This is a genomic window from Comamonas sp. BIGb0124 (assembly GCF_003752175.1).
Taxonomy (GTDB): Bacteria; Pseudomonadota; Gammaproteobacteria; order Burkholderiales; family Burkholderiaceae_C; genus Comamonas_F.
In genome coordinates this window covers 807,597-829,502 of the sequence record NZ_RJVF01000008.1, presented here as the reverse complement: position 1 = coordinate 829,502, position 21,906 = coordinate 807,597, and the positions used below count along the sequence as shown (strand labels likewise).

Genomic DNA, 21,906 nt, shown 5'->3' with positions numbered 1-21,906 from the left:
TGGCGCTTTTTGTGCGTTTAATGTTGATTGGTGTTCTCAATCAGGCGGTGGCGCAGGCGGTTTGTCATATTTACGCCATGCCATACACACTGCGTACAGTTGGCCGCGCATATGTGCCGCTATAATTGCAAGGTTTACCTGCCAACAATACGCCTAGCGCAGCCCTGCATCCAGAACGCCTCCCTGCATACGCCGGTCCCGTACCGGCCGAGCCGGATGCGGGCCGCGCCCGGCGCAGCCATCTACTGGAGTTATCCCCGTGTTTCCCGTCCTGCCCCCCGCCATTCTTGCGCTCGCAGACGGCACAGTCTTTATCGGCCAGTCCATCGGAGCGGCCGGCTCGACCGCCGGCGAAGTGGTGTTCAACACCGCCATCACCGGCTACCAGGAAATCCTCACCGACCCGAGCTATGCGCAGCAGATCGTGACTCTCACGTATCCGCACATCGGCAATTACGGCGTCAACGAAGAGGATGTCGAAGCCCGCAAAGTCTATGCCGCCGGATTGATCATCAAGGATCTGCCGCTGCTGTCGTCCAACTTCCGCAAGACCCTCACGCTCAGCGAATACCTGCAGCGCGAGAACACGGTCGCCATCGCGGGCATCGACACCCGCAAGCTCACCCGCCTGCTGCGCAGCAAGGGCGCGCAGAACGGCACCATCGTGGGCCTGCCTGCAGGCACCACGGTCACGCAGGCCCATATCGATGCCGCCGTGGCTCAGGCCCAGGCTGCCCCCAACATGGCCGGCCTCGACCTGGCCCAGGTGGTCAGCGTCAAGCAAGCCTACGAATGGACCCAGACCGAGTGGAAGCTCGAGACCGGATACGGCGAGCAGACCGAGCCCCGTTTCCATGTCGTGGCTTTCGACTACGGCGTGAAGTACAACATCCTGCGCATGCTGGCCGAGCGCGGCTGCCGTGTGACCGTCGTGCCGGCGCGCACGCCGGCCGCCGAAGTCCTGGCGCTCAATCCCAGCGGTGTGTTCCTGTCGAACGGCCCTGGCGATCCGGAGCCCTGCGACTACGCCATCGCCGCCGCGCGCGAGATCATCGAGCAGGGCGTGCCGACCTTCGGCATCTGCCTGGGTCACCAGATCATGGCGCTGGCCTCGGGCGCCAAGACCTACAAGATGAAGTTCGGCCACCACGGTGCCAACCATCCGGTCAAGGACCTCGACAACGGCCGTGTCAGCATCACCAGCCAGAACCACGGTTTTGCCGTGGACGAGAAGACGCTCCCCGCCAATCTGCGGGCCACGCACGTCAGCCTCTTCGACGGCACGCTGCAGGGTCTGGCCCGGACCGACCGTCCCGCCTTCTGTTTCCAGGGCCACCCGGAAGCCTCGCCCGGCCCCCACGACATCGCCTATCTCTTCGATCGTTTCATCAAGCTGATGGAGGCGAAGTAAAAAAATGCCAAAACGTACAGATCTCAAAAGCATCCTCATCATCGGCGCCGGCCCTATCATCATTGGCCAGGCGTGCGAGTTCGACTATTCCGGCGTGCAGGCCTGCAAGGCCCTGCGTGAAGAAGGCTACAAGGTCATCCTGATCAACAGCAACCCTGCGACGATCATGACCGACCCGGCCACGGCCGACGTCACCTACATCGAGCCCATCACCTGGCAGACGGTCGAGAAGATCATCGCCAAGGAACGTCCCGACGCGATCCTGCCCACCATGGGCGGCCAGACCGCGCTGAACTGCGCGCTCGACCTGTGGCACCACGGCGTGCTGCACAAGTACAAGGTCGAGCTGATCGGCGCAACCCCCGAGGCCATCGACAAGGCCGAGGACCGCATGAAGTTCAAGGACGCGATGACCCGCATCGGCCTGGGCTCGGCGCGGTCGGGCATTGCGCACAGCATGGACGAAGCCTGGACGGTGCAGAAGACCGTGGGTTTCCCGACCGTCATCCGCCCCAGCTTCACGCTGGGCGGCACCGGCGGCGGCATCGCCTACAACGCCGAAGAGTTCGAGACCATCTGCAAGCGCGGCCTGGAAGCCTCGCCCACCAACGAGCTGCTGATCGAAGAGTCGCTGCTGGGCTGGAAAGAGTACGAGATGGAAGTCGTGCGCGACAAGGCCGACAACTGCATCATCATCTGCTCGATCGAGAACCTCGACCCCATGGGCGTGCACACCGGTGACTCGATCACCGTGGCGCCCGCGCAGACGCTGACCGACAAGGAATACCAGATCATGCGCAACGCCTCGCTGGCGGTGCTGCGCGAGATCGGTGTCGACACCGGCGGTTCCAACGTGCAGTTCTCGGTCAACCCGAAGGACGGCCGCATGGTCGTCATCGAGATGAATCCGCGCGTGTCGCGTTCCTCGGCGCTGGCCTCCAAGGCCACGGGTTTCCCCATCGCCAAGGTGGCGGCCAAGCTGGCCGTGGGTTACACCCTCGACGAACTGCGCAACGACATCACGGGCGGTGCGACGCCGGCATCTTTCGAGCCGTCGATCGACTACGTGGTCACCAAGATTCCGCGTTTTGCCTTCGAGAAGTTCCCGACCGCCGACAGCCGCCTGACCACCCAGATGAAGTCGGTGGGCGAAGTCATGGCCATGGGCCGTACCTTCCAGGAGTCCTTCCAGAAAGCCCTGCGCGGCCTGGAAGTGGGTGTGGACGGCATGAACGAGAAGACGCAAGACCGCGAACTGCTCGAAAAGGAACTGGGCGAGCCCGGTCCCGATCGCATCTGGTACGTGGGCGACGCATTCGCTGCAGGCTGGTCGCTCGACGAGGTGCACAACATCACCAAGATCGACAAGTGGTTCCTGGTTCAGATCGAGGACATCGTCAAGACCGAACTGGCGCTCGACCGCCTGACCGAGGAAAAGGGCGAGGGCGCACTGGCCTCGCTGTCGGCCGACACGCTGCGCACCCTCAAGAAGAAGGGTTTCTCGGATCGCCGTCTGGCCAAGCTGCTCAAGACGAGCGACAAGGCCGTGCGCGAAGCGCGCATCGCGCTGAACGTGCGCCCCGTGTACAAGCGCGTGGACACCTGCGCGGCCGAATTCGCCACCAATACCGCCTACATGTACTCGACCTACGAGGACGAGTGCGAGGCCGAGCCCACGGGCAACAAGAAGATCATGGTTCTGGGCGGTGGCCCGAACCGCATCGGCCAGGGCATCGAGTTCGACTATTGCTGCGTGCACGCCGCGCTCGCCATGCGCGAGGACGGTTATGAAACCATCATGGTCAACTGCAACCCCGAGACCGTGTCGACCGACTACGACACCTCGGACCGCCTGTACTTCGAGCCGGTGACGCTCGAAGACGTGCTCGAGATCGTCGACAAGGAAAAGCCCACCGGCGTGATCGTGCAGTACGGCGGTCAGACTCCGCTCAAGCTGGCACTCGACCTCGAAGCCAACGGCGTGCCCATCATCGGCACCAGCCCCGACATGATCGATGCGGCCGAAGACCGCGAGCGCTTCCAGAAGCTGCTGACCAAGCTCGGCCTGCGCCAGCCGCCCAATGCGACGGCCCGTACCGAAGCCGAAGCGCTCGAAAAGGCGGCCGAGATCGGTTACCCCCTGGTGGTGCGTCCCAGCTATGTGCTGGGTGGCCGTGCCATGGAAATCGTGCACGAGCAACGCGACCTCGAGCGCTACATGCGCGAGGCCGTGAAGGTGAGCCACGACTCGCCGGTGCTGCTCGACCACTTCCTCTCCAATGCCATCGAGTGCGACGTCGACTGTCTGAGCGACGGCCAGCGCACCTTCATCGGCGGCGTGATGGAACACATCGAGCAAGCCGGCGTGCACTCCGGCGATTCCGCCTGCTCGCTGCCGCCCTACTACCTGGCCAAGGAAACGGTCGAAGAGATCAAGCGCCAGACGGCCGCGATGGCGCATGCGCTGAACGTGGTCGGCCTGATGAACGTGCAGTTCGCGATCCAGGAAAAAGACGGCAAGGACGTCATCTACGTGCTCGAAGTCAACCCGCGCGCCTCGCGCACGGTGCCGTTCGTGTCGAAGGCCACCGGCATCCAGCTGGCCAAGGTGGCTGCACGCTGCATGGCCGGGCAGACGCTCGAGCAGCAGGGCATCACCGAAGAAGTCACGCCGCCTTACTACTCGGTCAAGGAAGCGGTCTTCCCCTTCGTCAAGTTCCCCGGCGTGGATCCCATCCTCGGCCCGGAGATGAAGTCCACCGGCGAGGTCATGGGCGTGGGCAAGAGCTTCGGCGAGGCCTACTACAAGTCGCAACTGGGTGCGGGCACGCAGTTCCCGCGCTCGGGCAAGGTCTTCCTGACCGTGAAGAACAGCGACAAGCCGCGTGCCGTCGCCATCGCCCGCGATCTGGTCGCACTGGGCTTCGAATTGCTGGCCACCAAGGGCACCGCTGCCGCGCTGAGCGAGGCAGGCCTGGTCTGCACGGTGGTCAACAAGGTCACCGAAGGCCGTCCGCACGTGGTCGACATGATCAAGAACAACGAGATCGCGCTGGTCATCAACACCGTTGAAGACCGCCGCAACGCCATCGCCGACTCGCGGGCCATCCGCACCTCGGCGCTGCAGGCGCGCGTGACCACGTTCACGACCATCTTCGGTGCCGAAGCGGCGGTCGAAGGCATGAAGTACGCCGACAATCTCGAGGTGTACTCCGTGCAGTCGCTGCACGCGCAACTCGCCACCGGCGCGGCCTGATCGGCCCCTGCCGGCATGGTGCCCCGCCGCACGCCAGGCAAGAGCCTGAGTACGGCATTGGATTGACTGGCCTGGCCAGTTAATCAAGGCATAATGTTCATCAAACAGACACCGCCGGGCTATATGCCCGGCGGTTTCCTTTTGGAGAAAGACAAAGCAATGGCTACCCTTCCGATTACGAAACGCGGCGCAGAAAAACTCAAGGCCGAACTGCATCAGCTCAAGACGGTCGAGCGTCCTTCCGTCATCAATGCGATTGCCGAAGCACGTGCTCAGGGCGACCTGAGCGAGAACGCAGAATACGAGGCCGCCAAGGACCGTCAGGGCTTCATCGAAGGCCGGATCAAGGAAGTCGAAGGCAAGCTCGCTGCCGCGCAGGTCATCGATCCGTCGAGCCTGGATGCCGGCGGCCGCGTGGTCTTCGGCGCCACCGTCGAGCTCGAAGACGTGGGCTCCGGCGATCTGGTGAAGTACCAGATCGTGGGCGAGGACGAGGCCGATCTCAAGCTGGGCCTGATCAACGTGGGTTCGCCCATCGGCCGTGCACTCATCGGCAAGGAAGAGGGCGATACGGCAGAGGTGCAGGCCCCGGGCGGGCTCAAGCACTACGAGATCATCTCGGTCCAGTACCTCTGATGGCCGACAACAGCACCTCCCGTCAGCCTGTTCCGCGCGGAGGGCTGTTGCACACGCTGCGAACCGGTCCGTGGCCGGTGCTGATCGCCGCCTTGTGGTGGGGAAGTCTCTGCACGATCGGATTCCTGGCGGTTCCCATGCTGTTCGCGAATCTGCCGTCGGCCGTTCTGGCAGGCGGCATGGCGGCCAAGCTGTTCGCGGCGCAGACATGGGTGTCCGTGGCCTGTACCTTGCTTTTGCTGGCCGTGTTCCGCGAGGCGCTGCAGTCGCGTGGCCCAGGCGGCCAGGCCGTGCTGGGGGTCGTTCTGCTGGGCCTGCTGGCCGCGCTGGTCGTTCAGTTCGGGGTATCGCCCCAGATCGTGGCGCGCAACAACCTCAAGCTGTGGCACAACGTCGGTACCGCGCTGTACGTGCTGCAATGGGCGTGCGCCACCGTGGTTCTCTGGCGCCTGGCCGCACCGGGTCGCGCCGCCAGACGATGAGTCCGAACCCGGCTGCACCGGGCTCGAGGCCCGATGGCTGCCGGGTGGCCGCCTAGCGGGTTCATGCGCCGTTGCAGGGGTTCCTGCAGCGGACGAGAATAAAAAAAGCCCGGCACGAGCCGGGCTGGGTTTGCAGGGCGGGGCCGCTGGCCTGTCGGCCGGGCGGGTTGTCAGCCTTGCGAGCGTTTGATGCTCTTCTGCTTGGGTTTGGCGCGCTTGACCGTGCCGCCTGCCGTCAGGCGCTGGTTGCCCAGCACGCGCAGGGTACGGACTTCGGGGCGCTGGCCGCCGCGTTTGCTGTACTTGAGCACCTTGACGTCGCGCGGGCCGGGCATGCGGTCTTCGTCCGTCGCCTTTTCCTTGACGGGGAGCGGGCGCCACAGGACCAGCAGCTTGCCGATATGCTGGATGGGTGCGGCGTCGAGTTCGTCGGCCAGGGTCTTGAGGATGGCTTCGCGCGTGGTGCGTTCGTCCGAGAACACACGCACCTTGATCAGGCCGTGGGCCTTGAGTGCGGCGTCGACTTCTTTTTGCACGGCGGGCGTCAGGCCGTCGCTGCCGATCAGCACGACGGGGTCGAGGTGGTGGGCATCGGAGCGGTGGCCTTTGCGTTGGGCCGGAGTGAGTTGTATGGCTGGCATGACAATATCGGTAATGAGGCCGGTGTCCAGGCAAGGGCGCGCGGGGCGCGCCGTGTTGTCGAACCGGCCAGTCGTTTGTGTATCCGCCGAAGGATGAACCCGTTGATTCGGGTTGGCAACAGGGTTGCCGGCGGGATTGGCCTCTATTATCAGGGCAAGATGAAAGTTTCTACCAAGTCGAAAAAGGTCAACAAGGCCTGGCTCAACGATCACATCAACGATCCATGGGTCAAATTGGCCAAGCGCGAGGGCTATCGCGCGCGTGCGGCCTACAAGCTCAAGGAGATCGATGAGACCCTCGGGCTGATCCAGCCCGGCCACATCGTGGTCGATCTGGGCTGCACACCGGGCGCCTGGAGCCAGTACGTGCGCCGCCGGCTCTCGCCCGAGGGGGCCGCCGTGGGGGCGCTCGACGGTGCCATCATCGGCGTCGACCTGCTGCCCATGGAGCCCGTCGAAGGCGTGGATTTCATCCAGGGCGATTTCCGTGAACCCGAGGTGCTCCAGAAACTGGAGCAGATCGTGGCGGAAAAGCTCGTCGAGAGCGGTGCCAGGGGCAAGCCGAAAGCCAAGGTCGACCTGGTCGTCTCGGACATGGCGCCCAATCTTTCCGGCATCGAGTCCTCGGACGCGGCGCGTATCGCGCTGCTGGTGGAATTGGCCGTCGAGTTCTCGCAAAACCACCTGCGGCCCGACGGTGCCCTGGTAGTCAAGCTCTTCCACGGCAGCGGCTACAGCCAGCTGGTGAAGCACTTCAAAGAGAACTTCAAGGTGGTCAAACCCCTCAAACCCAAGTCCTCCCGAGACAAATCGTCGGAGACTTTCCTGGTCGGGATAGGCCTGAAGAATCCGGGCTGAAGCCTTGTTCCATGCGGCCTGGCGCTTGATTTCGTGGTGTTGCGTGCGCGCAGAAACGCCGGTCATCAGTCAGTCATCGCCGCGCGTTATCCGAATTCGGGCTTGAAACACCTAAAATGATCCGCAAATGCTGATTCGACAGGTGTGTGTCTTGCCCACCGGGTCGTTTCTGCTCTCTTTCTACTAGACCGGAGTCTCGCTTGAATAACAATCCTTGGTTTTCCAAGATCGCTGTCTGGCTGGTGATCGGGCTGGTGCTGTTCACCGTCTTCAAGCAGCTTGACGGTCGCAGCATTGCCGGCTCCAACGCCATGCAGTATTCGGATTTCCTGGACGCCGTGCGCTCGCAACGCGTGTCGCAGGTGGTGATCCAGGAAAGCACCGGCGGTACTTCCGACGTGCTGGCCACGCTGACCGATGGCAGCAAGGTGCGCACCACCACCACGCAACTCGACCGCGGACTGATCGGTGACCTGATCAACGCCAAGGTGAAATTCGACGTCAAGCCTCGCGAGGAAGGTTCCTTCCTCACCAGCCTGCTGATCTCGTGGGGTCCGATGCTGCTGCTGATCGGCGTGTGGATCTACTTCATGCGTTCCATGCAGGGCGGCGGCAAGGGCGGTGCCTTCAGCTTCGGCAAGAGCAAGGCGCGCATGCTCGACGAGAACAGCAACCAGGTGACCTTTGCCGATGTGGCCGGTTGCGACGAAGCCAAGGAAGAAGTGCGAGAGGTCGTCGACTTCCTGAAGGATCCGCAGAAATTCCAGAAGCTGGGCGGTCGTATCCCGCGCGGTCTGCTGCTGGTCGGCCCTCCGGGTACCGGCAAGACGCTGCTGGCCAAGTCCATCGCCGGCGAAGCCAAGGTGCCGTTCTTCAGCATCTCGGGTTCGGATTTCGTCGAAATGTTCGTCGGCGTGGGTGCTGCCCGTGTTCGCGACATGTTCGAAAACGCCAAGAAGAATGCACCCTGCATTATCTTCATCGATGAAATCGACGCCGTGGGCCGCCAGCGTGGCGCCGGCCTGGGCGGTGGCAACGACGAGCGCGAACAGACCCTCAACCAGATGCTGGTCGAGATGGACGGTTTCGAGACCAATCTCGGCGTGATCGTGGTGGCTGCCACGAACCGTCCGGACATCCTGGATGCCGCTCTGCTGCGTCCCGGCCGTTTCGACCGCCAGGTCTACGTGACGCTGCCCGATATCCGGGGCCGCGAGCAGATTCTCAGCGTGCACATGCGCAAGGTGCCGATCGGCCAGGATGTGAATCCGTCGATCATCGCCCGCGGCACGCCCGGCATGTCGGGCGCCGATCTGGCCAACCTGTGCAACGAGGCCGCGCTGATGGCGGCCCGACGCAATGCACGCGTGGTCGAGATGCAGGATTTCGAGAAGGCCAAGGACAAGATCATCATGGGCCCGGAACGCAAGTCCATGGTCATGCCCGAGCATGAGCGCCGCAACACGGCCTATCACGAAGCCGGCCACGCCCTGATCGGACGCCTGCTGCCCAAGTGCGATCCCGTGCACAAGGTCACCATCATCCCGCGCGGTCGTGCGTTGGGCGTGACCATGAGCCTGCCCGCGCAGGACCGCTACAGCTACGACAGCGAGTACATGCTGAGCCAGATCAGCATGCTGTTCGGTGGCCGTATCGCCGAGGAAGTGTTCATGAACCAGATGACCACCGGCGCCTCGAACGACTTCGAGCGTGCCACGCAACTGGCCCGCGACATGGTGATGCGCTACGGCATGTCCGAGGCCCTGGGCCCGATGGTGTATGCCGAGAACGAAGGCGAAGTGTTCCTGGGCCGCTCGGTGACCAAGACCACCAACATGAGCGAAGCCACGATGAAGAAGGTGGACGACGAAGTTCGCCGCATCATCGACGAGCAGTACACGCTGGCACGCAAGCTCATCGAGGAGCACAGCGACAAGATGCACGCCATGGCCAAGGCCATGCTCGAGTGGGAGACCATCGACGTCGAGCAGCTCGACGACATCATGGCCGGCAAGCCGCCGCGTCCGCCCAAGGACTGGGTGCCGCGTACGCCCCCGTCTTCGGGTGGCGACGGCAATGGCGGCGGCGGTGCTCCGGCAACCGTGAAGCCGGAGCCGAGCACCACTGCTGCCTGATCAGGCGCACGGATGGCTCTACCATCCGTCCGACCATGCGGGGCCCTCTGGGGCCCCGTTTTGTTTTGAGCGCTCGTTCTCTGTCCAAACAAACCCGACTGCCGCCATGTCCTCTGCCACGCCCCCTTCCGCCGCTGCCGCCCGTTCCGCACCCGCACCCACGCCCCCGTCTTCGACGGGCCGCTTCCCCCCCGTGTGGCAGGCGGGCCGGCATGTCCTCTCGCTCGATCAGCCCCTGATCATGGGCGTGGTCAATGTCACGCCCGATTCCTTTTCCGATGGCGGTTGCTACGACACGCCGCTCAAGGCCCTGCGGCATTGCGAACAGTTGCTGCAGGAGGGCGCTCACGTGCTGGACATCGGCGGCGAATCGACGCGGCCCGGCAGCCCGGCGGTGGACGAAGCCGAGGAAATCGCACGCGTCCTGCCGGTGGTGCGCGAGGCGGTGAAGCTCGGCGTGCCGATTTCGGTCGACACCTACAAGCCCGGCGTGATGCAGGCCGTGCTGGACCTGGGCGCGGACATCGTCAACGACATCTGGGCACTGCGCCAGCCGGGCGCGCGCGCGGTGGTCGCCGCCCATGCAAACTGCGGTGTGTGCCTGATGCACATGCACCGGGATCCGCAGACCATGCAGCAAGCACCGATGGACGGTGACGTGGTGTCTCAGGTCCGCGCGTTTCTGGACGAGGCGGCACAGGCCCTTGTGGTCCAGGGCGTCGATCCGCAACGCATCCTGCTCGATGTGGGGCCGGGTTTCGGCAAGACGGTCGAGCAGAACTTCAGCCTCCTGGCCCGGCAGGCCGAACTGCTGGACATGGGGTATGCATGGCTCGCCGCCTGGTCGCGCAAATCCTCGCTGGGTGCGGTGACCGGCCTGCCGGTCGAGCAGCGCATGGTACCGAGTGTCGCGGCGGCTCTGCTGGCGGTCGAGCAGGGGGCACGTGTCGTGCGGGTGCACGATGTGGCAGAGACTTCGGCGGCGCTCAAGGTATGGCAGGCGTATGACCGGCAACGCCCAGCCCGTGCAGGAAAGGCCGCCCCGCAGGCCGCGGCGTAGGATGATGTGCTGAGCCGCAGGGCGGCGGTTCAGTCCGGGTATAGTCTTGCGCCTTCCTCCAACGCAACGGATCAGTCAGACATGAGCAGGAAATACTTTGGCACCGACGGTATACGCGGTACGGTCGGCCAGTCGCCGATCACGCCGGATTTTGTGCTGCGCCTTGCGCATGCCGTGGGCCGGGTGCTGCGTGAGGGAACTGCCCGTCCACGCGTCCTGATCGGCAAGGACACACGCATCTCCGGCTACATGCTCGAGAGCGCGCTGGAGTCGGGCTTCAATTCCGCGGGCGTCGATGTGGTGCTGGTCGGACCGTTGCCGACCCCTGGCGTCGCCTACCTCACCCGTGCGTTGCGTGCGAATCTCGGGGTGGTGATCAGTGCCAGCCACAATCCTTTTCCCGACAACGGCATCAAGTTTTTCAGCGCCCAGGGGACCAAGCTGTCCGACGAGTGGGAAAGCGCGGTCGAGGAGCGTCTGACCGAGGAACCGGTGTGGGTCGATTCTGCCAACCTCGGCAAGGCGCGGCGGCTGGACGACGCAGCCGGACGCTATATCGAGTTCTGCAAATCCACCTTCGATCACGACCTGACCCTGCGGGGACTGAAGATCGTGGTCGATGCGGCACATGGTGCGGCCTACCAGATCGCCCCCAAGGTGTTTCATGAACTGGGCGCCGAGGTGGTGGCGATCGGTTGCGCGCCTGACGGCCTCAACATCAACCATGAAGTCGGAGCAACCCATCCGCAGGCCCTGGTCGACGCGGTGCGGCTGCATGGTGCGGACGTGGGCATCGCGCTGGATGGCGATGCCGATCGCCTGCAGGTGGTGGATGCGCAGGGCCGGCTCTACAACGGCGATGAACTGCTGTACGTGATGGTCAAGGACAGGCTCGATCGCGGCCAGTCGCTCGGAGGCGTCGTCGGTACGCTGATGACCAACATGGCTGTCGAGACCGCGCTCAAGGCCCGTGGCGTGGCGTTCGTGCGGGCCCGGGTGGGCGACCGCTACGTGCTCGAGGAGCTCAACAAGAACGGCTGGCTGCTGGGTGGCGAGGGTTCGGGTCATTTGCTCGCGCTGGACAAGCACACCACGGGCGACGGCCTGATCAGCGCACTGCAGGTGCTGCAGTTGTGCGTGCGGCAGCAAAAGCCGCTGGCCGAGGTCCTGGGTGCCCTGCGCCTGTATCCGCAGGTGCTCATCAACGTCCGGTTGGCGCCGGGTACGGACTGGGAGTCCAGCCGGGCTCTGCGCGAGGCGCGTGTGGCCGTCGATGCCGACCTGGGCAGTACGGGGCGCGCGCTCATCCGGCCCAGCGGCACCGAGCCGTTGCTGAGGGTGATGGTCGAGGCCGAGGACGAAGCGCTGGCCCGGACCTGTGCGCAGCGTCTGGCCGATGCGGCTGTGGCCGCCTGAAGCGCGCGGGGCTTCTGTCAGAATCGCCGTTTCATTTCATTCACAGTCAGTCGCCGCATGCGCATACCGAGTTTCTGGGCCGAGGCCACCATCAGCCAACAGCATGACGGCAAGTCCGTCGTCATCCGGCGTTACGGCTGGTCCGACACCGGCGAGCCAGAGGCTAAGGCCCTGGCGCAGGCGCGTGCCGAAGAAGCGGCGGCCCAACTGGCCGCCGGCGAATCGGTGGTCCGGCGCGAGCCGCGCAAGGGTTATGGCGGTGCCGACGGTACCCCCATCCGCGAAGAGATCATCGAACAACGCGGCGACAGCGTGCTCACGCGCAACAGCTATGGCGCGGTGTGCCTGAACACGCCCGATGTGCTGTTCGTGGACATCGACGACGAGTCCTTCGAGCCCCCCGTGCTGGGCAATGCCTCGCTGTGGACGGCGGGGATCGTCATGGCGGTGCTGGTCGGCGTGTCGGTCAACATGCAGTACTCGCCGCACGGCTGGTTGCTGGCGGCACTCATCCTGTGCGCCACGGCTTTTGTCGGATTGCGCCGAGGGCGCGAGGGCGAGGCTGCGGGCCGCCAGCGCAAGGGCGCAGCTCTCGAGCGCGTGCGGCGCCAGATCGACTCGTTCATTGCCGCGCATCCCGACTGGTTGCTGCGCCTCTACCAGACCCCCGGCGGCCTGCGCCTGATGGCGACGCACCGCACCTTTGCCCCCGACGATGCCGAGGCGCAGGCGTGTTTCGAGACCTTCCAGGCCGACCCCATCTACGTGCGCATGTGCCTGAGCCAGCGTTGTTTTCGTGCGCGTGTCAGCGCCAAGCCCTGGCGCATGGGTTTGCGGCGCGGCCTGCCGCAGGCACAGAGCCACTGGCCGGTGGCTCCGGCACAGCGTCAGGCACGCGAGCAGTGGGTGGCCGATTACGACGCCAAGGCCCAGCGATATGCCGCCTGCCATTTCATCGAAGCCTTCGGCAGCGGGACGGCCCACCCGCGCGCCCTGGCCGTGCAGGATTGGCACGACAGCCTGTGCCGGGCCGAACGGAAGAACCTGCCGTTGGCCTGAGGACCGCCGCACTCGGCGCAGCCGTCCGCTCAGGCGCTTCGGTGTTCGGGCAGTCGGTCGAGCTGCTGTCCGGCCTTGTCCATCCAGGCCCTGAGGTTGGCGATGAGGTCGTCGTGGCTGAACGAGCAGCTTTCCTCGTCGAACAGCGCGCTCGACTCCAAGCGATTGAGCAGATCGAACAACACCACTTCGTATTGGTGCGGCAGCGCCTTGTGCAGCGATTGCGCGGCGCGCGCCTGGGCGGCGAAGCCGTGCAGGCTTTGAGGGGTGCCGTCGAGGGCGTCGAGTCCGAGTTTGAGGGTTTGCCACTGCTGGCGGCCCAGTTCGATGTCGGTGATGTCCATGAGGAGTCGGCTCCTGGGCGATTCGGGTCTGGCTGCAAGCGCAAGCCGCCGGGCATGGAGCCGGCGGCCTTGCGCTACGGGGTTCGATGCGTTCAGTGTGACATATCCGGATCGCCTTGCGATACGGTCTGGGGCTCATGGAACTGTAGGGCGGCCAGCCTGGCATAGCTGCCGCCGGCGGCGATCAAGCTGTCGTGCGTGCCTTGCTCGACGATGCGTCCCTGGTCCAGCACCACGATGCGATCGGCCTGCTGCACCGTGGCCAGGCGGTGGGCGATCACCAGGGTGGTGCGGCGATGCATGGCGGCCGCCAGTGCCGCCTGCACCATGCGTTCGCTGTGCGCGTCGAGTGCGCTGGTCGCTTCGTCGAGCAGCAGCACCGGTGCATTGCGCAGGATCGCACGCGCAATCACGATGCGCTGCCGTTGACCGCCCGACAGGCGCACGCCGCGTTCGCCCAGGAACGTGGCGTAGCCCTCCGGCAGGGCACTGATGAAGTCGTGTGCATGGGCGGCGTGCGCGGCGGCAAGGACCTGCTCGTCGCTGGCCTGAGGGCTGCCGTAGCGGATGTTGTCCGCGGCACTGCCGGAAAAGATCACGGGATCCTGCGGCACCAGCGCCATCCGGCTGCGCAGGTGGTGCAGGCTGATGCTGTCGAGCGCCTGGCCGCCGATGGCGATTTGCCCCTCCTGGGTGTCGTAGAAGCGCTGCAGCAACTGGAAGACGGTGCTTTTGCCTGCGCCGCTGGCACCGACCAGGGCAACGGTCTCGCCGGCCGCGATGTGCAGCGTGAAGCCGTCGAGCGCCGGTACCTGGGGCCGCGACGGATAGTGAAAGACGACCTGGTCGAAGGTGATGGGCAGCGGCTGCGGTTGTGCGGCCGGTGGCGGGGAGGGCAGGCTTTCGTCGGATCGGACGGGCGAGGGGCTGTCGAGCAGTTCCATGAGCCGTTCGGTGGCGCCGGCGGCTCGCAGCAGCTCGCCGTAGATCTCGCCGAGCACGGCACTGGCACCGGCGAGGATGATCACGTAGACGACGGTCTGGCCCAGCTCGCCGGGGCTCATCTGACCGGCAAGCACGGCCTGGGTGCCCTGGTACAGGCCCCACAGCAGCGCTGCGGAAGTGGCGATGATGATGAAGGCGACCAGCAGGGCACGCGCACGGCTGCGGCGCACTGCGGTGGCGAAGCTCTGCGCGCTGGCCTGGGCAAAACGCGCGGTTTCGTGCCGCTCGGCGGTGTAGGCCTGGACGACGGGAATGGCATTCAGGATCTCGCCGGCAATGGCGCTGGTGTCGGCGACGCGGTCCTGGCTGGCGCGCGAGAGCCGGCGCACGCGGCGTCCGAACACCATGGCCGGCACCACGAGCAGCACCAGCACCAGCAGCACCTGCAGCATGACGGCGGGATGGGTCCAGACCAGCATGCCGAGCGCGCCCAGCGCCATGACGCCGTTGCGCAGTCCCATCGAAAGCGACGAGCCGACGACGCTCTGGACCAGCGTGGTATCGGTGGTCAGGCGCGAGAGCACCTCGCCGGTGCGTGTCGTCTCGAAAAACGCCGGGCTCAGCCGGATCACATGCTGGTAGACCGCCTGGCGCAGATCGGTGGTGACCCGTTCGCCCAGCCAGCTCACCATGTAGAAGCGGGCCGCCGAGAACACGCCCAGCGCCGCGGCGACGGCAAAGAGGGCGAGGAAATGGTCGCGCAGGCTCAGCAACTGGGCTCCGCGCAGGCCTGCCGCGTCCGGCGTCGAGGCCCCCGGCCCCCAGGCGGCGAGACCGCCGTCGATGAGCTGGCGCAGCGCCAGCGGGAATGCCAGCGTCGTGGCCGCGGCCAGCACCAGGAACAGCAGCGCCAGCCCGATCTGCAGACGGTAGGGACGCAGGAAGGGGCGCAGTCCCGACAGCGCACGCACGGGGGGCTTGGCGGGCACGACAGGGGTCTCCAGGGACATCGAAGGAGCGGATCGGGAGTCGGGCATGGGGAGAGGGATGAAGCGGGTGGCAGCCGTGTCGACGTTGCGAAACGCGGCTGGATAGGGGCAGCAGGACCCCGGTGGTCCCGGTGTCGCATGCCACCGGGACGAAGCCAGGACCGCCAGTTTAGGGAAGTTGGCGCCGGTGTGCCGGGGAAGCCCGGTTTTGACCGTGTTTTTGTGCGGCGCACGCAAGCGGCCCGTCGACGGTGACTTTGCGTCGCCGCCCGAGCCGCTAGGGAAAACCGCGATGGCATTTGTCCCTATAGGACGGTTTGAGCGACACGTCTAGAGTCCACTGACACCACGACATTGCAGGTTTGCGGCAGCGCCGCAACGACGTCCGACTCTCAAGGGATCCTCTCGAATGAGCGACATCATTCTCGAAACGCGCCACATGACCAAGGCGTTCAAGGGCTTCACCGCCGTGAACGATGTCAATCTGCGGGTCAGGCGTGGCTCCATCCACGCCCTGATCGGCCCCAACGGCGCAGGCAAGACGACCTGTTTTAATCTGCTGACCAAGTTTCTCGAGCCGACGCGCGGCGAGATTCTTTTCAACGGTCAGGACATCACCCGCGAAAAGCCGGCACAGATCGCACGCCGCGGCGTGATCCGGTCGTTCCAGATCTCTGCGGTGTTTCCCCATCTGACCGTTCTCGAGAACGTGCGTGTCGGCCTGCAGCGCAAGCTGGGCACGGCCTACCATTTCTGGCGCAGCGAGAGCCAACTGCGGCAGTTGCATGACAAGGCCCGCGAGCTGCTGGCCGAAGTGGGACTCGAAGGCTTTGCCGACGAGACCACGGTGAACCTGCCCTATGGCCGCAAGCGCGCGCTCGAGATCGCGACGACGCTGGCCATGGACCCCGAACTGATGCTGCTCGACGAGCCCACGCAGGGCATGGGCCACGAAGACGTGGACCGCGTGACGCAACTGATCCAGAAGGTCTCGGCGGGCCGCACCATCCTGATGGTCGAGCACAACATGAACGTGGTCTCCAGCATCGCCCACACCATCACGGTGCTGCAGCGCGGCGCGGTGCTGGCCGAAGGCCCGTATGCCGAGGTCTCGCGCAACCCTGCCGTGATGGAGGCCTACATGGGCCAGTCCGACGGCGAACTCCAAGGAGCGCACTGACATGGCCGAATCGCAAGATCAACGGACGGAAGGCGGCGCGCAGGCCCTGGCCCTGTCGCTGCAGGGGCTGCACGCCTGGTATGGCGAAAGCCACGTCCTGCATGGCGTCGATCTGGACGTGCGCCGCGGAGAGGTGGTGACGCTGCTGGGCCGAAACGGCGCCGGCCGCACGTCCACCCTGCGTGCCATCATGGGGCTCACGGGCACCCGCAAGGGCTCCATCAAGATCGCGGGCGAGGAAGTCTCTCACCTGCCCACGCATCGCATCGCCCATCGCGGCGTCGGCTACTGCCCCGAGGAGCGCGGCATCTTCGCCAGCCTGTCCTGCGAGGAGAACCTGATGCTGCCGCCCACGCTCAAGAGCAGCGGCAAGGGCATGTCGGTGGCCGAGATCTACGAGATGTTTCCGAACCTCGCAGAGCGCCGCCACAGCCAGGGCACCCGGCTGTCGGGCGGCGAACAGCAGATGCTGGCGGTCGCGCGCATCCTGCGGACCGGCGCGAACCTGCTGCTGCTCGACGAGATCTCCGAGGGCCTGGCGCCCGTGATCGTGCAGGCCCTCGCACGCATGATCGTCATGCTGAAAGCCAGGGGCTACACGGTGGTCATGGTGGAACAGAACTTCCGCTTCGCGGCCCCGCTGGCCGATCGGTTCTACGTGATGGAACACGGTCGCATCGTCGAGCGTTTCGGCGCCGCCGAACTGCAGCAGAAGATGCCGGTGCTCACCGAGCTGCTGGGCGTCTGAACACGGTGGCCGTCCTCATTTTTTCCCTCGCGAGTTTCCCTTGCGGTTTTTTTGACATCGACAAACAGGAGACAAGGCAATGACACGCAGCAAGCAACCTTCGTTCAACATGCTGGCCGTCGCGCTGGGCGTGGCGGTCCTGGGACTGACCAGTGGGGCACAGGCCCAGCAGGCCGACAAGATCCGCATCGGCTTCACGACGGACATGTCCAGTCTCTACTCGGACATCGACGGCAAGAACGGGGCCATCGCCATCCAGATGGCCATCGACGACTTCGGCGGCAAGGTGCTGGGCAAGCCGGTGGAACTGCTGAGCGCCGATCACCAGAACAAGGCCGACATCGCAGCCTCCAAGGCGCGCGAATGGTTCGACACGCAGGGTGTGGTCGCCATCATCGGCGGCACGAACTCCGGCACGGCGCTGGCCAGCGCCAAGGTCGCCGAAGAAAAGAAAAAGCTCTATATCCAGATCGGCGCAGGCTCGTCGGCCCTGACCAACGAGGCCTGCTCGCCCTATACCATCCACTATGCGTACGACACGGTGGCACTGGCCAAGGGCACCGGCGGCGCCCTGGTCAAGCAAGGCGACAAGGACTGGTTTTTCCTGACCGCCGACTATGCATTCGGCCATTCGCTGGAGGCCGACACCTCCAAGGTGGTCAAGGACGCCGGCGGCACGGTCAAGGGCACGGTGCGCCATCCGCTCAATGCTTCCGACTTCTCGTCCTTCCTGCTGCAGGCGCAGAGCTCGGGCGCCAAGGTGCTGGGCCTGGCCAATGCAGGCGGCGACACGGTCAATGCCATCAAGGCGGCCAGCGAGTTCGGCATCAACAAGACGATGAAGCTCGCAGGCCTGCTGATCTTCATCAACGACATCCACAGCCTGGGGCTCAAGGACACGCAGGGCCTGTTGTTCACGGACAGCTGGTACTGGGATCAGACCGATGCCTCGCGGGCCTTTGCCAAGAAGTTCTTCGAGAAGACCAAGCGCATGCCGTCTAGCCTGCAGGCTGCCGACTACTCGGCGACCATGAACTACCTCAAGGCGGTCGAGGCCGTGAAGTCGACCGACACCGACCAGGTCCTGGCCCATCTCAAGAAGACCGGCATCAACGACTTCTACGCCAAGGGCACCATCCGCGACGATGGCCGGTTCGTGCACGACATGTATCTGCTCAAGGTGAAGACACCGGCCGAGTCCAAGCAGCCGTGGGACTATTTCACGGTCCAGGCGACGCTTCCCGGCGACCAGGTCTACACGACCAAAGCCGAATCGCGCTGCAAGCTCTGGAAGTGACCCAGACAACGGGCACGGCGGGCGGGCGGTGCCCGCCGGCTCGTGCCGCCTGCAGCCGGTTACCTGCCACCCGCGCACGACGTGCGTCCCGAAGCCCCGATCGGATGCCGTGACGCCGCTGACGTCCCGGCATGCCATCTCCCGCATCTTGCGGTCGACTGCCTGAAGCAACGAACATGATCCTATTCGGCATACCCATGACGGCCTTGCTCGGACAGCTCCTGCTGGGGCTGGTCAATGGCTCGTTCTACGCCATCCTCAGTCTTGGCCTGGCGGTGATCTTCGGCCTGCTCAACGTGATCAATTTTGCGCACGGCGCGTTGTTCATGCTGGGGGCCGTGCTGGCCTGGGCCGGACTGAACTACTTCGACCTCAGCTTCTGGGTGATGCTGCTGGTGGCGCCCCTGCTGGTGGGCCTGGTGGGCATCGTCATCGAGAGGCTGTTTCTGCGATGGATCTACCGGCTCGATCACCTCTACGGCTTGTTGCTGACATTGGGCATCACGCTGATTCTCGAGGGCGTGCTGCGCTCGATCTACGGCGTCTCGGGCCTGGCCTACAGCGCGCCGATCTCGGGGGCGACCAACCTGGGTTTCATGATCATGCCGAACTACCGCGGCTTCGTGGTGGTGGCGTCGATCCTGACCTGCCTGGCGACCTGGTTCGTGATCGAGAAGACCAAGCTTGGTGCCTACCTGCGGGCGGGTACCGAGAACCCGCGGCTGGTCGAGGCGTTCGGCGTGAACGTGCCCCTCATGATCACCCTGACCTACGGCTTCGGCGTGGCACTGGCCGGATTGGCCGGCGTGCTGGCCGCACCGGTGATGCAGGTCTCGCCGCTGATGGGGCAGAACCTCATCATCATCGTGTTCGCGGTGGTGGTGATCGGTGGCATGGGCTCGATCATGGGCACCATCGTGACCGGGCTGGGGCTGGGGATCGTCGAAGGGGTGACCAAGGTGTTCTACCCCGAGGCGTCTTCGACCGTGGTTTTCGTGATCATGGCCGTCGTGCTGTTGATCCGTCCGGCCGGCCTGTTCGGCCGCGAGAAGTAATGTTGTTGAGCCCAAGGATGTTGGCATGACTTTTCCTATCAAGCTCGTTTTGTATGGCTTGCTGCTGCTGGCCCTGGCGCTGGTGCCCTTCATCGGCGTCTATCCCATACTGATCATGAAGCTGCTGTGCTTCATGCTGTTTGCCGCCGCTTTTAATCTGCTGCTGGGCTACACCGGACTGCTGTCCTTCGGGCATGCGGCTTTTCTGGGGGGTGCCGGTTATGCGGCCGGACATGCCATCAAGGTCTGGGGCGTACCGCCCGAGCTGGGGCTGGTTCTGGGCACGCTGTCCGGCGCAGTGCTCGGCCTGGTGGTGGGTTATCTGGCGATCAAGCGGCAGGGCATCTATTTCACGATGATCACCCTGGCATTGGCGCAGATGCTGTTCTTTTTCTGTCTGCAGGCACCGTTCACCGGCGGCGAGGACGGATTGCAGGGTGTGCCGCGCGGGACCTTCCTGGGCCTGCTCGATCTGCGCCAGGACGTCACCATGTATTACGTGACGCTGGCCATCGTCGTGCTGGCGCTGCTCTTCATCATGCGGGTGGTGCATTCGCCCTTCGGACAGATTCTCAAGGCCATCAAGGAAAACGAGCCGCGCGCGATTTCGCTGGGCTACGACACGCAGCGCTTCAAGCTGCTGGTGTTCGTGCTGTCGGCCGCGCTGTCGGGGCTGGCCGGATCGCTCAAGACGCTGGCCATGGGATTCGCCACCCTGACCGACGTGCACTGGGCGATGTCGGGTTCCGTGGTGCTGATGACGCTGGTCGGCGGCCTGGGCACGCTGTCGGGCCCCTTGGTGGGCGCTGCGGTCATCATCGCGCTGGAGAACAAGCTGGGCGAGATCGGCCACTGGCTGGCGCGCAACACGGGCGTCGACTGGTTCAACACGTTGGGCGAATCGGTCACCATGGTCACCGGGCTGATCTTTGTCGTCTGTGTACTGGCATTCCGCCGCGGCATCATGGGCGAACTGATCGCTCTGATCGAACGTTTCTATCCGTCCAAGAGGCGTTCGGGTGAAGAAACGCCACCCGCGCAGGCCATGCCGAAGGACGTGCATGCCGCACCGGTCGCGCCGGCCCGCAACGGCTGATGTGACGTTCGGCACCCGAGAGGGCACGTGGGGGATGGGCTGAGGCACGGGCTCGCGCCGTCGCCGGCGTGAGCGTCAACTCACCCGCAGCGGCGCGTGGTAACCGGTCATTTCAAGGTATCCGTAACCCAGGGTCTCGCTGCTGTCGGCACGGCTGAGCGCGCACAGGCCCTCCCAGTAGATGCCGCCCGTGCTGGCGCGTGCGTCGATTTCCTGAGGATCTGCCAGGGCGCGCACCCTGAATCGGCCCGCCGGTGTGTCGACTTGCCACGCCAGTGGATAGCGGGCGCCCGACTGCGGACTGGTCCAGGTGCGGCCGGGAGACCATTTCAGTTCTCCTGGCGCGAAGGCGTGGGCCTGCCCTCCGGCCTGACGCCACGAACCACCGGTCCACAGGGCGCTGCCATCGGGCCGGCGCAACTGGAAGGCGGTGAGGGCGCTGCCGTTCAGGAAATTGATGCCCATCCAGTCCCAGCCTTCGGCGTCGCGCGACAGCAAGGCGTCGCTCCACTCGTGATCGAGCCAGGCGGTGCCGGTCATGTCGAGGGGCGCACGGTCTTGTCGTGTGCGGATGCGGCCGGTCACATCGAGTTGTGGGCGGCTGTAGTAATAACTCGCCTGTTCGGGCAACGGCCCCTTGCGCGAGAGTCCGTCCAAGCCCTGCAGCACAAGAGGCTGGCTGTCGGTCAGTTTCAGGTCGAGCAGGAGTTCGTCGGTTTCGATCTTGGCGGCATGACGCCCCCTGGCTTCGCTGGTCAGCAGCCACGGGCCGATGTGCACGGCCATGTCGGTCTCGGCGGCCTGCGCCCAGCCGTGGCCCTGGCGCGCCATGCGCTGCACATGAATCAGTTCGCCGCGGGCCAGGTCGGTGATCGCTGCGTGAGCGAACAGCAGTTGGCGTGCCGCGAAGCTGGACTGGATGCCTTCGGCCTGGGCCACGCGCGAGCGGAAGAAGGTGATCTGGAAACCATGGCTCGGGGCCGGGCCGGCGTTGCCGCGCGGGCGCAGGTGGCCCGTGACGTACCACCATTCGGTCTGAAGCTCGGGATGGCTGCCATGATCGCGTGGAAACACCAGCATGCGGGGTGCCAGGGGCTGCAAGGCCGTGGCCCCGGCTGCGGCCCAGGCCGCAGGCCCACCGGCCGCCGCCAGTCCTGCGGCCGAGAGCTGCCAGGCATGCTTCAGCCAGAGCCGCCGGCCGGCAGAGGACGGCAGGGCGGATACGAGGGGTTGCTGGGTCGCGGACATGCTTTGATTGTGGCAGCATAGGCCCTCGCTGGTTCGGGGAACCGAGAGCT

At 65.1% G+C, this 21,906-nt stretch carries 18 protein-coding genes; 14 read left to right on the top strand and 4 right to left on the bottom strand.

What is annotated here, in order from left to right:
• The first annotated feature begins 259 nt into the window (after nucleotides 1-259).
• The 4 genes from carA to EC845_RS04955 all read left to right on the top strand — a co-directional run bounded on the left by carA (nucleotide 260) and on the right by EC845_RS04955 (nucleotide 5,785).
• The gene (gene carA, locus EC845_RS04970) at nucleotides 260-1,411 is read left to right on the top strand and encodes a glutamine-hydrolyzing carbamoyl-phosphate synthase small subunit (RefSeq protein WP_123296068.1); all 1,152 of its coding nucleotides are present in this window, start codon (nucleotides 260-262) and stop codon (nucleotides 1,409-1,411) included.
• 4 nt (nucleotides 1,412-1,415) lie between these two features.
• Nucleotides 1,416-4,667 carry a carbamoyl-phosphate synthase large subunit gene (carB, locus tag EC845_RS04965; protein WP_123296067.1) on the top strand — a complete coding sequence of 1,084 codons (3,252 nt, stop codon included), beginning with the start codon at nucleotides 1,416-1,418 and terminating at the stop codon, nucleotides 4,665-4,667.
• 159 nt (nucleotides 4,668-4,826) lie between these two features.
• Nucleotides 4,827-5,303 (top strand): transcription elongation factor GreA, encoded by a 477-nt coding sequence (gene greA / locus EC845_RS04960; RefSeq protein WP_123296368.1) that lies wholly within the window; start codon nucleotides 4,827-4,829, stop codon nucleotides 5,301-5,303.
• The gene (locus tag EC845_RS04955) at nucleotides 5,303-5,785 is read left to right on the top strand and encodes a DUF4149 domain-containing protein (RefSeq protein ID WP_123296066.1); all 483 of its coding nucleotides are present in this window, start codon (nucleotides 5,303-5,305) and stop codon (nucleotides 5,783-5,785) included. The genes greA and EC845_RS04955 overlap by 1 nt, the downstream gene beginning before the upstream one ends.
• Before the next feature lie 170 nt (nucleotides 5,786-5,955).
• On the opposite strand, the gene EC845_RS04950 is transcribed toward EC845_RS04955, so the two are convergent.
• The gene (locus EC845_RS04950; protein WP_123296065.1) at nucleotides 5,956-6,426 is read right to left on the bottom strand and encodes a YhbY family RNA-binding protein; all 471 of its coding nucleotides are present in this window, start codon (nucleotides 6,424-6,426) and stop codon (nucleotides 5,956-5,958) included.
• A 159-nt stretch (nucleotides 6,427-6,585) separates the two neighbouring features.
• Here EC845_RS04950 and EC845_RS04945 point away from each other — a divergent pair, with 159 nt between their 5' ends.
• The 5 genes from EC845_RS04945 (at nucleotide 6,586) to EC845_RS04925 (ending at nucleotide 12,954) form a co-directional block, all read left to right on the top strand.
• On the top strand, nucleotides 6,586-7,284 hold the full coding sequence (locus EC845_RS04945) for an RlmE family RNA methyltransferase (RefSeq protein WP_123296367.1): 699 nt from the start codon (nucleotides 6,586-6,588) through the stop codon (nucleotides 7,282-7,284).
• Nucleotides 7,285-7,484: 200 nt separating this feature from the next.
• Nucleotides 7,485-9,419 (top strand): ATP-dependent zinc metalloprotease FtsH, encoded by a 1,935-nt coding sequence (gene ftsH / locus EC845_RS04940; RefSeq protein WP_123296064.1) that lies wholly within the window; start codon nucleotides 7,485-7,487, stop codon nucleotides 9,417-9,419.
• Between the two features lie 241 nt (nucleotides 9,420-9,660).
• Entirely contained in the window at nucleotides 9,661-10,479 is an 819-nt protein-coding gene (gene folP / locus EC845_RS04935) for a dihydropteroate synthase (protein WP_233597958.1), read from the top strand.
• 81 nt (nucleotides 10,480-10,560) lie between these two features.
• Entirely contained in the window at nucleotides 10,561-11,895 is a 1,335-nt protein-coding gene (gene glmM, locus EC845_RS04930; RefSeq protein ID WP_123296062.1) for a phosphoglucosamine mutase, read from the top strand.
• Nucleotides 11,896-11,952: 57 nt separating this feature from the next.
• Entirely contained in the window at nucleotides 11,953-12,954 is a 1,002-nt protein-coding gene (locus EC845_RS04925; protein WP_123296061.1) for a hypothetical protein, read from the top strand.
• A 29-nt stretch (nucleotides 12,955-12,983) separates the two neighbouring features.
• Here the strand turns inward: EC845_RS04925 and EC845_RS04920 are convergent, their stop codons facing one another.
• Together EC845_RS04920 and EC845_RS04915 are read right to left on the bottom strand one after the other, a co-directional pair.
• Entirely contained in the window at nucleotides 12,984-13,298 is a 315-nt protein-coding gene (locus EC845_RS04920; protein WP_123296060.1) for a hypothetical protein, read from the bottom strand.
• Nucleotides 13,299-13,390: 92 nt separating this feature from the next.
• A complete protein-coding gene (locus tag EC845_RS04915; protein ID WP_123296059.1) occupies nucleotides 13,391-15,253 on the bottom strand; it encodes an ABC transporter transmembrane domain-containing protein in 1,863 nt (620 codons plus the stop codon).
• A gap of 388 nt (nucleotides 15,254-15,641) precedes the next feature.
• Between EC845_RS04915 and EC845_RS04910 the strand changes: the two genes are divergently transcribed.
• The 5 genes from EC845_RS04910 to EC845_RS04890 all read left to right on the top strand — a co-directional run bounded on the left by EC845_RS04910 (nucleotide 15,642) and on the right by EC845_RS04890 (nucleotide 20,608).
• On the top strand, nucleotides 15,642-16,412 hold the full coding sequence (locus EC845_RS04910) for an ABC transporter ATP-binding protein (RefSeq protein ID WP_123296058.1): 771 nt from the start codon (nucleotides 15,642-15,644) through the stop codon (nucleotides 16,410-16,412).
• Nucleotide 16,413: 1 nt separating this feature from the next.
• The gene (locus tag EC845_RS04905) at nucleotides 16,414-17,160 is read left to right on the top strand and encodes an ABC transporter ATP-binding protein (RefSeq protein WP_123296057.1); all 747 of its coding nucleotides are present in this window, start codon (nucleotides 16,414-16,416) and stop codon (nucleotides 17,158-17,160) included.
• 79 nt (nucleotides 17,161-17,239) lie between these two features.
• Entirely contained in the window at nucleotides 17,240-18,457 is a 1,218-nt protein-coding gene (locus EC845_RS04900) for an ABC transporter substrate-binding protein (RefSeq protein ID WP_123296056.1), read from the top strand.
• Nucleotides 18,458-18,633: 176 nt separating this feature from the next.
• Nucleotides 18,634-19,512, top strand: a complete 879-nt coding sequence (locus EC845_RS04895; protein WP_123296055.1) for a branched-chain amino acid ABC transporter permease — start codon at nucleotides 18,634-18,636, stop codon at nucleotides 19,510-19,512.
• A 25-nt stretch (nucleotides 19,513-19,537) separates the two neighbouring features.
• A complete protein-coding gene (locus tag EC845_RS04890) occupies nucleotides 19,538-20,608 on the top strand; it encodes a branched-chain amino acid ABC transporter permease (RefSeq protein ID WP_123296054.1) in 1,071 nt (356 codons plus the stop codon).
• A gap of 75 nt (nucleotides 20,609-20,683) precedes the next feature.
• On the opposite strand, the gene EC845_RS04885 is transcribed toward EC845_RS04890, so the two are convergent.
• Nucleotides 20,684-21,856: a lipocalin-like domain-containing protein gene (locus EC845_RS04885; protein ID WP_123296053.1), complete on the bottom strand. Its 1,173-nt coding sequence runs from the start codon at nucleotides 21,854-21,856 to the stop codon at nucleotides 20,684-20,686.
• Nucleotides 21,857-21,906: the final 50 nt, after the last annotated feature.

Coding starts and splice junctions, on each gene's coding strand:
- carB (WP_123296067.1), top strand. CDS start 1,416: ATGCCAAAACGTACAGATCTCAAAAGCATCCTCATCATCGGCGCCGGC.
- greA (WP_123296368.1), top strand. CDS start 4,827: ATGGCTACCCTTCCGATTACGAAACGCGGCGCAGAAAAACTCAAGGCC.
- EC845_RS04955 (WP_123296066.1), top strand. CDS start 5,303: ATGGCCGACAACAGCACCTCCCGTCAGCCTGTTCCGCGCGGAGGGCTG.
- EC845_RS04950 (WP_123296065.1), bottom strand. CDS start 6,426: ATGCCAGCCATACAACTCACTCCGGCCCAACGCAAAGGCCACCGCTCC.
- EC845_RS04945 (WP_123296367.1), top strand. CDS start 6,586: ATGAAAGTTTCTACCAAGTCGAAAAAGGTCAACAAGGCCTGGCTCAAC.
- folP (WP_233597958.1), top strand. CDS start 9,661: ATGGGCGTGGTCAATGTCACGCCCGATTCCTTTTCCGATGGCGGTTGC.
- glmM (WP_123296062.1), top strand. CDS start 10,561: ATGAGCAGGAAATACTTTGGCACCGACGGTATACGCGGTACGGTCGGC.
- EC845_RS04925 (WP_123296061.1), top strand. CDS start 11,953: ATGCGCATACCGAGTTTCTGGGCCGAGGCCACCATCAGCCAACAGCAT.
- EC845_RS04920 (WP_123296060.1), bottom strand. CDS start 13,298: ATGGACATCACCGACATCGAACTGGGCCGCCAGCAGTGGCAAACCCTC.
- EC845_RS04915 (WP_123296059.1), bottom strand. CDS start 15,253: ATGTCCCTGGAGACCCCTGTCGTGCCCGCCAAGCCCCCCGTGCGTGCG.
- EC845_RS04910 (WP_123296058.1), top strand. CDS start 15,642: ATGAGCGACATCATTCTCGAAACGCGCCACATGACCAAGGCGTTCAAG.
- EC845_RS04905 (WP_123296057.1), top strand. CDS start 16,414: ATGGCCGAATCGCAAGATCAACGGACGGAAGGCGGCGCGCAGGCCCTG.
- EC845_RS04900 (WP_123296056.1), top strand. CDS start 17,240: ATGACACGCAGCAAGCAACCTTCGTTCAACATGCTGGCCGTCGCGCTG.
- EC845_RS04895 (WP_123296055.1), top strand. CDS start 18,634: ATGATCCTATTCGGCATACCCATGACGGCCTTGCTCGGACAGCTCCTG.
- EC845_RS04890 (WP_123296054.1), top strand. CDS start 19,538: ATGACTTTTCCTATCAAGCTCGTTTTGTATGGCTTGCTGCTGCTGGCC.
- EC845_RS04885 (WP_123296053.1), bottom strand. CDS start 21,856: ATGTCCGCGACCCAGCAACCCCTCGTATCCGCCCTGCCGTCCTCTGCC.